This is a genomic window from Prosthecobacter debontii, assembly GCF_900167535.1.
GTDB classification, from domain to species: domain Bacteria; phylum Verrucomicrobiota; class Verrucomicrobiia; order Verrucomicrobiales; family Verrucomicrobiaceae; genus Prosthecobacter; species Prosthecobacter debontii.
Map to the genome: position 1 here is coordinate 44,218 of NZ_FUYE01000008.1, position 11,898 is coordinate 56,115.

8 protein-coding genes are annotated in these 11,898 nt (G+C 56.1%); 3 read left to right on the forward strand and 5 right to left on the reverse strand.

Annotated features, from left to right (window positions below; translation table 11 throughout):
* Positions 1 to 18: 18 nt before the first annotated feature.
* The 5 genes from B5D61_RS13060 to B5D61_RS13080 form a co-directional block, all read right to left on the reverse strand.
* Positions 19 to 3,699, reverse strand: coding sequence for a lipocalin-like domain-containing protein (locus B5D61_RS13060; protein WP_176159409.1), 3,681 nt, complete (start codon positions 3,697 to 3,699; stop codon positions 19 to 21).
* A gap of 53 nt (positions 3,700 to 3,752) precedes the next feature.
* On the reverse strand, positions 3,753 to 4,430 hold the full coding sequence (locus B5D61_RS13065) for an ABC transporter ATP-binding protein (RefSeq protein WP_078813844.1): 678 nt from the start codon (positions 4,428 to 4,430) through the stop codon (positions 3,753 to 3,755).
* Positions 4,431 to 4,538: 108 nt separating this feature from the next.
* Complete coding sequence (gene aspS / locus B5D61_RS13070) at positions 4,539 to 6,380, reverse strand: aspartate--tRNA ligase (protein WP_078813845.1); 1,842 nt, start codon at positions 6,378 to 6,380, stop codon at positions 4,539 to 4,541.
* Between the two features lie 105 nt (positions 6,381 to 6,485).
* On the reverse strand, positions 6,486 to 7,802 hold the full coding sequence (locus B5D61_RS13075; RefSeq protein WP_078813846.1) for a C40 family peptidase: 1,317 nt from the start codon (positions 7,800 to 7,802) through the stop codon (positions 6,486 to 6,488).
* A gap of 188 nt (positions 7,803 to 7,990) precedes the next feature.
* A complete protein-coding gene (locus tag B5D61_RS13080) occupies positions 7,991 to 9,283 on the reverse strand; it encodes an outer membrane protein assembly factor BamB family protein (RefSeq protein WP_176159410.1) in 1,293 nt (430 codons plus the stop codon).
* A gap of 470 nt (positions 9,284 to 9,753) precedes the next feature.
* On the opposite strand from B5D61_RS13080, the gene B5D61_RS13085 reads away from it, so the two are divergent.
* The 3 genes from B5D61_RS13085 to B5D61_RS13095 all read left to right on the forward strand — a co-directional run bounded on the left by B5D61_RS13085 (position 9,754) and on the right by B5D61_RS13095 (position 11,878).
* Positions 9,754 to 10,338, forward strand: coding sequence for an RNA recognition motif domain-containing protein (locus tag B5D61_RS13085; protein WP_176159411.1), 585 nt, complete (start codon positions 9,754 to 9,756; stop codon positions 10,336 to 10,338).
* 111 nt (positions 10,339 to 10,449) lie between these two features.
* Positions 10,450 to 11,319: a M48 family metalloprotease gene (locus B5D61_RS13090; RefSeq protein WP_245846537.1), complete on the forward strand. Its 870-nt coding sequence runs from the start codon at positions 10,450 to 10,452 to the stop codon at positions 11,317 to 11,319.
* A 13-nt stretch (positions 11,320 to 11,332) separates the two neighbouring features.
* Positions 11,333 to 11,878 carry a DJ-1/PfpI family protein gene (locus B5D61_RS13095; RefSeq protein WP_078813849.1) on the forward strand — a complete coding sequence of 182 codons (546 nt, stop codon included), beginning with the start codon at positions 11,333 to 11,335 and terminating at the stop codon, positions 11,876 to 11,878.
* The last annotated feature ends 20 nt before the right edge of the window (positions 11,879 to 11,898 follow it).

Here is an 11,898-nt window from a genome sequence, read left to right on the forward strand (position 1 = left end):
AGCAAGGAGAGGCCGTCTTCATTTCTGGCCGAACCATAGGCTCATGGATTTTCCTGAGTAGCCAGTCATTTCCAGGTAGCCACGCCCCTGCACGGGTTTTCCCTGCACCTCTCCCCCATACTCGACGGCGCCTTCCCAGTAGCCAAGTCCCGGTGTCGCTTCGGATTGAAATTCCTGATCCTGCAATCTCGTTCGGCTGTGTAACTGGATCCCATTTTTGGGAATGCTGATCTGCCACTCGACCGGATAACGAGCCCCGCCAGGAGAGGTCCACACGGCCCCCGGCGTGAGCTGAAAATCTTCAGCGTTGAGACTCGTCACCTGCCCCCGGGGATCGATGATCGTTCCGGCACTCGATTGATCCGCCGACCCACCTCGCAACTGAAACAACATCAGTTCATGGCCATCATCCAATTGAATGCTGAACCAATCCCAGCCCACCGTGCCCGGCTCCAAAAAGCTGGTGCCAAATTCATGATCCATCCAACTCTCGCCAGACACGCTAAAACGCTTGGTGCCTAACACGACCTCCCCCTGAGTAGGCATGCGCGTCAGCGAGTAGTAGTGACTCGCATTGCCGGGTGTCACTCCTTTTTGGCTGATTCCGTCCTGGCCATGAATCACGGCGGGCTTACCGGATTGCAGAGTCAAATCGAGAGCAAAGTCCCGATCTTTCGCTTGGAGATGAAAGGCTCCCTCGGAAGTCATTGTGCATTGCCAATCTTCATTCCAAACACGCTTTTCGTTGGCCCCCGCCAAACCCGGGCCTTCGCGATTCAAGCGATCTCCACAACGATACTTTTGCCCGCTCAGATCGCTAATGGCAAAATGCGCCATCCACACGTCACGCAGAGCCCAAGGGGATTTCACTTGGGGTACATTGACCGCCCCGATTCTAAAAAACGTCAGTTGATAGCCCAACTTGTTTCCCTGGTCGCCCTGAAGATTGCCTGTGAAATACCACCACTCGATCTTGTGCTCAGGATGCTGGCCGTGATCGCGTGGAAACTGGTATTGATAGCCTGGAACTGCGGGTTTCCACTCGGGAGACTGAGCCTGGATGCTGTGATGCGTGAAGCCCATCCACAACACAACGACACCTAGCCCCTTGGCTAAAATACGGCGTGCAGGCCATAAACCGGCGAACACCGTTCCGGCAATGGTGAGCAGAGTCGCCCCCATCAAAAAGCCCCATGGCATATGAAAACGGATGCTCCAACCAAAGCTCTGCGGATTGATCACATGAATCAGAACCAACGAGAGCAGCAGCCCGACCACCAAACCCAAGCCCTGACTCACAGCTCCAAGAAAGCCAGACTCCAACATTAACGTGCGTCGGACCTGAGCCACTTCCGCACCTGCAATCCTCAACAACCGGATCTCCGCTTGGCGCTCCAACACCAAGGTCATCATCGTCACCGCAATGCCCGCCATCGCCACAAGGACAGCGATGATCTCCAACGCCCAGGTGATGGCAAACGTGCTATCGAAGATTCGAAGCACCTCTGATTTCAATCCGGCATTGGTGAAAATCGAAACGAAGCCGCGGCCATCCAGTCGTTGCACCAAGTCGGCTTTCACAGTCTCAGGATCGGCTCTCGCTTTCAAATACATTGCCACGTGGGTCGGCTGACTTTCCCCAAACCAGTATTGGAACCATTCACGATCCATGCTGATGGTCCCGCTATCGTTGGAGTAATCATAGAACAAGGCTGCGATGGTAAACCGAGTTTCTCCCTTCGGTGTCCTCAAGGAAATCACATCCCCTTCCCTCACCTGAAATCGCAGAGCAAAACTTTCCGACACAAAGACCTGCTGCTGCTCCTTCGCTTGTTTCAGCAATTGCTTTGAATCCCCACGTGTCTTGAACGCAATCCGACCATGCTGCAATTGAATAGCGAAGTCTCCCGCGCCCAGTTTGATCATTCGATCTTGATATAGCATATCGGTCGAGCGGTAGGTCTCGACAACCTCAACAGAGGGGTGATCACGCAAGGTCTGCAAGGTCTCGTCAGAAAGCGTGGGGGGACTTTGACTCCGTGCAGGCGTGCCGGGACGAACATACAAGTCCGCTCCCAAAGTCTGATCCACCCAATACAGAACCGTTTGTCTGAAACTCCCCACCATCACGGCAATGGCAACCGTGAGCGCCAGACTCACAGCAAGAGCGGCAACAGAAATGGACAGACGATGCGTTGAAGCCCGAATCTGAGCCACCGCTAACCTCCCCTCGATCCCAAAGACACGGCCCAACACACCCCTCAACGCTTGAGCGGTTCCGCGTAAAAGCAGGGGCACCAACAGAGACATCCCGATGATCGCACAAAAACAAGTGAAGTATCCCCACAACGGCAAGCCAGAGACAGCGGGTTGTTGGCTTGCCCAGTAACCAGCACCGCCACTGGCCAAAGCTCCAAGCCAAGCCCGCAGGGCCTGTGTCTTCGACACCGTTTGAACTCCATGCCCTTCACTTTCACGCATCGCTTCCACCGGAGAAACACGACCGACTTCGCGCACGGGGAGCATAGCCGCAAGAAGAGACAGCGGCACTGCAACGCCCAAGGCTAAAACGAAGTGCAGCCAGTTCAGTTCAGGCACCTGAGCAGCGGCCGCGATGTAAAGCGTATCCACCGTGGTGGAGGTTAATGCCACCGCTGCCTCGGCCAAGCCTTTGGCCAAAGGCACCCCCAACAGGGCACCACAGACTCCTAATAGAGCTGCTTTACCCAGAAACAAGCTCATCACCTGCCGTTGAGTCACCCCGAGAGTTCGCAGCATCCCCACTTCACGACGCCGCGTCATGACGGCGACTGAAATGGTGTTATAGATCAGAAACACGCCGACCACCAGAGCGATGCCTGACAGCATGGTCAGATTGAAATGAAAGGCCGCCAGCATTTTCTCCACCGCCGCCGTTCGCCGCTGCGGACGCTGGAGTGTGAACCGTTCGGGCAATCGTTGTCGGATACCTTGTTCGGCCTCTGCAACATCCACGCCTTCATCAAGTCGAAGCTCCAGGCGATCCACTCGACCTGCCTTATCCAGCAATACTTGTGCATTGGCGATGTCCAGGATCGCCAGAGATTGAGCCGCTAAAGCTGCCCCAGGAGTGGCTGAATTGGCCGCCGAGGCTTCCCCAAAAACACCCGCAATACGACAGACTCGCTCACGATCTCCAATCCACAGTTTGATGGGATCCCCAGCTTGAAGGCCATGGCGCTTCGCAAACGAGGCCGAGAGAAGCATGGTCTCCGGTTCTCCCAGAAAACTCATGAGCTGCATGCCGGTAGCTGCAACGGCATCATCACCTTCATGGCCAATCGCATAGTCACGCAGAGCCGGATCACGAAGGGCATCCACACCGATTAAGCGCAGAGTCTCACGCCCATGGTCCGTCACCGACAAAACATCCGCCTCGATCAGTGGGGTCGCGACACCATACTCTCTCAACCAAGCCAAATCAGGAAGCCATCGTTCATCAATACCTAACGGCGGAGCCGTGATCTCCAAAGATGCCTTACCTGAAACGGCATCCAGTGCCGCAGAGAATCCGCGCAAGGAACCGCTATTCGCCAACTGTATGGCAAGCATGACCGCCACTCCCAACATGATGCCCAAAACCGTCAGGGCCGTGCGCACAGGCTCAGCAAGGAAGGGCCGTAAAATGAAGCGATAAAACAAGGAGCCGAACGCAGACAAGGCCGAGCGTTCGCTGGGGCCGCCACTCAATCCCCGTTCATGGTTAGGCGTCATCAAAGCACCACCTTTCCATCTTTCATGTGAATCGTGACCTTGGCCGCTTGAGCCACATGCGCATCATGGGTAGCCATCAGGATACTGATGCCGAGATCTTGATTCAAGGATTGAAACAACTCCAGAACCTTACCTCCATTCACACTATCCAGGCTTCCTGTGGGTTCATCTGCGATCAGGAGAACCGGTTCATGAATGATCGCACGCGCTAAAGCTGCCCGCTGAGCCTCGCCTCCCGAGATTTGATTCGGATAATGCCCCAGCCTGTGCTCAATCCCAAGCTGTGAGGCAAGGTGACGGGCACGATCAAACGCGATCTTTTCTGACTGCCGTGCCAGCAGCAAGGGCATGGCAATATTCTCCTGAATCGTCAACGTTGGCAGCAGGTTAAAGAACTGAAAAACGAAGCCGATCTTGGTGCGCCGTAAAAGCGTCAGCTCTTCATCCGTGAGCTTGCTGATCTCATCTCCTGCCAACCTCAACGAACCACTGTCAGGCTTATCCATGGCCCCACAAAGCTGAAGCAACGTGGATTTACCACATCCGGACGGCCCCATGATGGCGGTAAATGAACCCTCGTCCAAGGAAAGAGAAACACCGCGCAGAGCTGGCACCGTCGCCTCAGACAGGATGTAACTGCGCTGCAAGTCTGTGGCCGTAAGAATGGATTCAGGCATAAATAACCCATCATTCAAGAACGCTTGGAGCCGACGTCCAGTTGCTCTGCAAAAAGAAAACCCCGCAGCGATGATACATCGTGCGGGGTCTTCAGAATGGGATCGGAATTAAGCGACAGGCTGCACGGTCGCAGTGGCTTCTTCCTTCTTCTTCTCCTTCCAGGTGCTCTGCACATACAGCTCGCGGAGTTGCTTGAAGTCCACCGTGGTCGGGCTGTCGGTCATGAGGTCGCAGGCCTTGTTGTTTTTCGGGAAGGCGATCACTTCGCGGATGCTGTCCTCACCGGAAACCAACATGGAGATACGGTCCAAACCAAGGGCAAGGCCACCATGCGGAGGCGCACCAAATTTGAAGGCTTCGAGGATGTGGCTGAACTTCAGTTCCTGCTCTTCAGGTGTCACGCCGAGCACACTGAACATCTTCGCCTGAAGATCACTCTCATGAATTCGGATCGAGCCGCCGCCGAGTTCGTAGCCGTTGAGGACCACGTCATAGGCTTCGGCACGCACCTTGGCATACTCACCGGCATCCAGAAGAGCCACGTCTTCGGCTTTTGGACGCGTGAACGGATGGTGCACGGCCACCCAGCTCTGATCTTCAGGGCTGAAAGCGAGCAATGGGAAATCCACCACCCAGAGGAAGTTCAGAGCTTTGCTGCCCTTGGTGAGCTCCATCATGTTGGCGATCTCGATGCGCACGCGGCCAAGGATGTTGCAGGCTTCATCCCAGGAACCGGCATAGAAGAATACGATGTCGTTTTCTTCGACATTCAGTTTGGCGATCAGTGCCTTCTGCTCGTCTTCACCGAAAAACTTCCATAGCGGGCTCTTGTATTCCAGCACACCGGCTTCGTTGCGCTCCACCTTGATGAAAGCAAGCTGCTTCACCTTCATGCCAGCCTGGATGGCCAATTCATTGAGGCGGATCATCTGACCGGTGGTGATACCGGCGAAACCTTTGGCGTTGATCGCACGCACGACACCGCCGTTCTCCAGCGTGGTGCGGAAGATTTTGAAGCCGGAGTTGGCGAACACATCGGCCATGTCCACGATCTCGTTGCCATAGCGGGTGTCTGGCTTGTCGGAGCCAAAACGGTCCATGGCTTCCTGATAGGTGATGCGTTGGAAAGGTAGCGGGATGTCCACGCCCTGACCGGCCTTGAACATGCTGGCTAGTAGACCTTCCACCAGATTGATGATGTCGTTCTGCTCGATGAAGCTCGCCTCAATGTCGATCTGAGTGAACTCAGGCTGACGGTCAGCACGCAGGTCTTCGTCACGGAAGCAGCGGGCGATCTGGAAGTAACGCTCCAGACCCGCGACCATGAGAAGCTGCTTATACTGCTGCGGAGCCTGAGGCAGGGCGAAGAACTTGCTTGGGCTCAGACGTGCAGGCACGAGGAAGTCACGAGCACCTTCTGGCGTCGGGTTGGAAAGGATTGGCGTTTCGACCTCGATGAAACCTTCACCGTCGAGATAGTTACGGGCGGCGTTGGTGATCTTGTGGCGCGTGCGGATGTTCCGGTTCATGCGCTCGCGGCGCAGATCCAGGTAACGATACTTCATGCGCATGTCCTCGTTGGACAGCTCACGGTCGAGGTGGAAAGGCAGCACGTCAGATTTGTTGAGAATCTTCAACTCGCTGGCGACGATCTCGACTTCACCCGTTGGCAGTTTGGCGTTCTCCGTGCCCGTCAGACGCTTTTCCACACGACCCGTGATTTGCAGCACGTCCTCATCACGCAGGGTGTGGCTCAGGGCAGCCACGTCAGCGTTTTCTTCGGGGCGGAAGACGACCTGGGTCAGGCCTTCACGGTCACGAAGGTCAATGAAAATCACGCCGCCATGGTCACGAGCCGAATTGACCCATCCACTCAGCGTGACGTTCTGGCCGATGTGCTCGGGACGGACGGCATTGCAATGAAGAGAGCGGTAGGCGTTTGGAATCATGGCTAAACGATAGGGGCGCGGAAATTCGGGGGAAAACGCCAGAGTGCAAGAGCTTACTTGGCATGATATTCCACCGCGAGGCTTCCGCTCGCCCCCAAACCCGCCCTAGGGGAAGGATCGCTTCACATTTTCAAAGAAGTTTTTGGCCGCACGCTGAGCCCGTTCCATCGGTGTCGGCGGTGGAGGCGCAGGTTTGCGCTTCACCACAGGTTTCGATTTTTGGCTCGAACTCGATGAGGTTGGCTTTTTGATGGCGGAGGTGTTTTTCACCGAGTTCACTGAGCTTTGATCCAGACTTTTGCTGGATGAACTGGCCACTTGAACGGGCTTATTTTCCTTGGCCACCCCAGGCGGATCGCTCGCGTCAGATTCGACGCGGATTGCCGGACGGACTTCTTCCATGGGCTTGGTCACCGCTAACGATGTCTCAGGCTTGGGTCCAGCTTCTGCCACGACGATGACGGGCACTGTGCGAGGTTTCGCCATCGTCTCGGTCTGAGGAGGGGGCTCCTTCTTTTTCACCGTTTCCGTGGGCGCGACAGATGCCACCTTCACCGTTTTTTTGACCTCTGCCGACTGGGCTTTGGTCGGGGTTAGGGGCTGGCTCGCTACGACTTGGGGCGGCACAGGCTTGGGTTCGGGTTTCGGTGGATCTATTTTTCCCACACCGGGAATCATCCCATAGCCATAAAATTTGGCGGTGCTGGCTGATTTCGGAAGAGAGAAGTCAAACACACTGACTCCCGAGCGCCTTTTGCCCTGATACGCGCGGCCATCACTCGCGCCGAAGACGATGTGCTTGCCACTGCTCTTCAGCTTGCCCAAGTAGAGCATCACATGCGTGACAGGTGTCTTACGAGGCCCGGCATCGTAGGTCCCCGACCAAAACAAGAGGTTCCCCGGCTGGAGCGATGAAAACTCGGCATGGGATAAGGAATCGGCAGAATCCACCCGATACAGGAGCGTTTTATCCTCCACCCACTCCGCCATTTCATTGGACTGCCGCGGCACCCCTTTGAAACCGAAATCATGGAGGACAAAGTAAATCGTCCCCGAACAATCCATGCCTCCGTTTTTAGGATCCGCTGAACCGAAGGAATAGGTTAAGTTCAACTTGGTCAGCCCTAAGCACTTGCGAATCAGTTCCTGAATTTGAGGGGCATAATGCTCGAAGCCCTGAATGTCCTCGGGATCAATGCTGCTCACCGCAGCTACGGGAGGGCCTTCCGTCTGAGGGCCTTCCTTGACGTCGTCCGTCTTCGGTTTGGATGACCTGGGCTGAGACGAAGACCCTGCGGTTGCGTTAGAGCCCGCTTCCTTTGTGCCATCGCTCTTGGAGGAACTGGCGGGCTTTTTCACCGTTGTCTCTCCTGACACAGGCACGGCTAGAGTCAGGAGGAGAAGAGGTATGATGCGTTTCATGACTCAGTTTTGGAAGCGCTGAGCCAGCACTTTGTTCATCGTTCACCTCATTTTGCCCATATTGCACGAGAAAATGCCCTAAAATTTCAATTTCATTGCAAAATGAAACGAAATCACAAACCCGTAAAATCGTGCCAAATGCATCACGATTTTCCCGCCGTGTCTCAGTCTTCACCGAAGATGCAGACTCAAGGCAGGGGCGGTGTCTTGGCACCGATGCACCACAGCATCTTCTCCGTGCGCACATAAACTCGACCGTCACCGATTGCGGGTGAGGCATTGATGGGACTATCCAACTTGTTGGCGGAAAGCTGCTCAAACTTATCGCCAGCCTTGATGACGATCAAATCCCCCTGCTGACTGCCGCAATAAATTTTCCCATCCCCTGCGACAGGGCTGCTGAAAAACTTGCTGCTGCCTTTGCTGCCATTGACCCGCTCTTCATAGATCAACTCACCCGTCTTAAACTTCACCGTCTTGAGGATGCCGCCATCTCCCAGCAAATACATGTTGTCACCCATCACCAACGGCGAGGGCACATAAGGCAGGCCTTTACTGAAGGCGAAGTCCACAGGTTTGGGCTGTGGTCCCGTGACATCAATGGCCGCGAACTCTTTAACACCACCACCGGTGCCGAAGGTGCAGAAATAGACCCCCTCATGGAGAACTCCTGAGCCTAAACTGCGTTGCTTGAAACCGGGGTTGTATTGCCAGTTGATCTTGCCCTGTGCAGGATCGATGCCCATCACCCCGCTGGCATTGTTGGCACAGATGATCTCTTTTTTACCATCCGCCTTCACGTTCACCACGGGCGTGGAATAAGTATTCAGGCAGTTAGGAATCTCCAGCTTCCACACCTGCTTCCCTGTGGCAGCATTGAGCCCGACGATGCAGCTTTTCCACGTCTGCTCGGTGGGGTCTTCCGTGTAAATTTTACCGTCCCGCTGCCAGTCGAATTCGCTGCGCACAATCAAGATCCCATCCACGACGATGGGCGACACACCTGTTCCGTGCTCGTGGATGTAGTCGGCGACGTGCTCATTTTTCCAGATCAGCTTTCCCTGATGATCCAGGGCCAGAGCCTGGATGGTGTTTCCCGTCTCCCAATTGATATAGATGCGCTCGGCATCCACAAAAACGGAGCTGCTGGCAAAGCTGTTGAAATTGTGCTTCTTATGCTCGGTAAAGACATCCTCGTAACGCCAGACTTCCTTTCCAGTCTTTGCATCGAGCGAAATCACCCCGTGTTTTCCTGCCCCGGTCTCCGCCGTGACAAAAATTCGGTCCTCCCACAAAACCGGTGAAGACCACCCTTTATCGAGAGGCACACTCCAAACCGTATTGTCAGCCGTGACTTCGGTGGGAAGTCCGGCAGCCTCCGCCACACCCGTGCCATTGGGCCCTCTGAAACGGCTCCAGTCCGACTTTGCCACAGCAAAAGTGGCCAAACATAGGGAGGACAAAACGAGGGCGGTCTTCATGAAAAGGAGAATGTCAGTCGGCATTATCGTTGGCGAGGGAAAGTTTCTTTCGATGAAGAGTTTCCCCAGGGGGGGCTGAATCCGCAGTTGACCGACGTCACGCAGACAGTTAGGCTGATTTCGCAGTTAAGCCAGGGCATCGGTGCTCTGAGGCCGAACTCCCCCACCTACTTGCGGAATGCGCCACGACAGTTCTCTGAACGTGCCTTATGCTTTGAATGGACCAGCGATTGCATCGCGGGGCGGCTTCTTCGTGACTCGTGAGTGTCACACCCAGCACCGGGGACCCAGATGGTCCGGCCCTTTTGACTGCGGCACCCTGTGGGGCTGCGACGATCCGCATTGGCGGCTAGTCACACGGCTCGACCTCGAGGACGGGACCACCTGCGGTCCCTCCCGACTGTCGCCCCTTAGCACGCCTCATGGCGCGGTGCCACCAACCCAACCCACCCCAGAACGAAAGTACATCCATGTCAGATACGACAACACAAGGCAACAACCGCCGCCGCCGCAACCGCGGAGGCAGGAATCGCAGTGGTCAGGGCCCTCGCCCTGGCAGCACCCCACGGGCCGGACATAAAGAGCCTACCGGCCTTCAGAAATTCCTCAGCGTCATCAGCTTCGGCCTGCTCGGCAAACCGAAAGCCCTTCCCCGCGCTGCTCAGCCTCAGTCCAGGCAGCCACAGCCTAGCAATGGCTCCCGCAACGAATCCCCACGCCCACCACGTGAGCCCAAACCCCGCCGTGAGCCTCAGCAGGTCAACCCTGCCGACATCACCACCGAACGCCTCTACGTGGGCAACCTCTCCTACGACGCCACTGAGAGTGACCTCTTTGAGCTTTTCAGCGGCGTTGGTTCCGTCCGCAACTGTGAAGTCGTGGTCAACAACCGCACCCAACGCTCTAAAGGCTTTGCCTTCGTCACCATGTCCAACGTGGAAGAAGCACGCCGCGCTGTGCAGGAGCTCAGTGGTAAAGATTTCATGAGCCGCGCCCTCCAACTCAGTGGTGCCAAGCCCATCGCTCCAGGCGACCGCCGCGAGAGCGAAGATTAATCACATTTCAGAGTCCTAACTCTATCAGAATGACCCGCTGGTGTTATCGCCAGCGGGTTTTTCATTTGGCCAGTCGTGACATCGGAGCAAGCCCGCTTATAATAAATTCCCATGATGCGATTTTTCTCTCGTTTCTATGCCTCGATCAGCCCTTCTTTCGATGGAGAGGGGCGCCGAGGGATCGGCTGTCATCCTCGGCTGCTCTTAGCCGTGCTGATCATAGGTGGAACTCTGGCCTATCATTATCTCGGAACGACGGAGTATCAAAACGAGTTCACCGGGCGCACTCAACGACTCGCTTTTGCCACCCCCGAGGAGGAGATCGCGCTCGGGCTACAATCCGCGCCGATGATGATCCGGCAGATGGGAGGGCAATCCCGAGACATGCAGGCCCAGGGGCTGGTGGATCGGGTGGGAGAAAAATTGGTTAGGAGCACGCTGGCCCGACAGACGCCCTATCGCTTCGAGTTTCATCTGCTGGGAGATCGACAAACGATCAACGCCTTCGCCCTCCCTGGCGGCCAGATCTTCATCACCGAGGCTCTTTTCCGCTTACTCAAGAACGAAGACCAATTGGCCGGGGTGCTGGGCCATGAAATCGGTCACGTGGTGGGCCGACACTCCAATGAACAAATGGCCACGAGCCGTCTCTGGAGTGGCTTGGCCCAGGGTGCCGGGGTGCTGCTCTCGGATGGGCAAAGTAACGCAGGCGCACAAATCGCGGGCATGGTGGCGAATATGCGGGTGATGAAGTATGGGCGGGATGATGAGCTGGAGTCTGACGCTCTCGGGGTTCGTTTCCTCATCGAGGCCGGATACAACCCTGAAGCGATGATCGGCGTGATGGACATCCTCGCCAAGGCCAGCAGCGGCAGCAATCAACCTGAGTTTATGAGCACCCATCCGGCCCCCACCAATCGTGCGGAACGCATTCGTGAGTTGATCGCTCAATATCGTCAATCACCGGGCTCTAAATCTTAATCGCTCACTCCCTATGTCGAAACGTGTTCTCTGCCTTCTCGCGGATGGTTTTGAAGAAATCGAGACGGTGACTCCCGTCGATCTGCTACGCCGAGCCGGGGCCGAGGTGGTCATGGCATCTCTGAGCGAGAGCCTCCATGTTACAGGCCGCAGCGGCATTGTCATGCATGCGGATACGACGCTGGCGGCGATCCCTGACCCGACAGGCTTTGATCTGCTTTTCATTCCTGGAGGCCCTGCCGTGAAAGTGCTCCGTGAAGACCTGCGCCCAGCCACACTCGCTCGCGCTTTCATTCAGAACCAGAAACCGGTCGCCGCCATCTGCGCCGCTCCCTTGGTGCTGCACGATGCGGGTCTGCTCGAGGCTAAACGCTATACCGCCCACCACTCCACCTATGCTGAGCTGACGTCCGCACAAGCGGACGTGGCCGTCCTCACGGATGGCCTGATCACCACCTCGCGAGGTGCGGGAACGGCTCTGCCTTTTGGGCTCGAACTCATCACCCTTCTCTACGATTCCACGGCATCCGCTCAAGTCGCTCAGGCCATCATGGCCTGAGCGTGTGATCGGTTTTCAAC

Coding starts and splice junctions, on each gene's coding strand:
- B5D61_RS13065 (WP_078813844.1), bottom strand. CDS start 4,430: ATGCCTGAATCCATTCTTACGGCCACAGACTTGCAGCGCAGTTACATC.
- aspS (WP_078813845.1), bottom strand. CDS start 6,380: ATGATTCCAAACGCCTACCGCTCTCTTCATTGCAATGCCGTCCGTCCC.
- B5D61_RS13075 (WP_078813846.1), bottom strand. CDS start 7,802: ATGAAACGCATCATACCTCTTCTCCTCCTGACTCTAGCCGTGCCTGTG.
- B5D61_RS13080 (WP_176159410.1), bottom strand. CDS start 9,283: ATGAAGACCGCCCTCGTTTTGTCCTCCCTATGTTTGGCCACTTTTGCT.
- B5D61_RS13085 (WP_176159411.1), top strand. CDS start 9,754: ATGTCAGATACGACAACACAAGGCAACAACCGCCGCCGCCGCAACCGC.
- B5D61_RS13090 (WP_245846537.1), top strand. CDS start 10,450: ATGATGCGATTTTTCTCTCGTTTCTATGCCTCGATCAGCCCTTCTTTC.
- B5D61_RS13095 (WP_078813849.1), top strand. CDS start 11,333: ATGTCGAAACGTGTTCTCTGCCTTCTCGCGGATGGTTTTGAAGAAATC.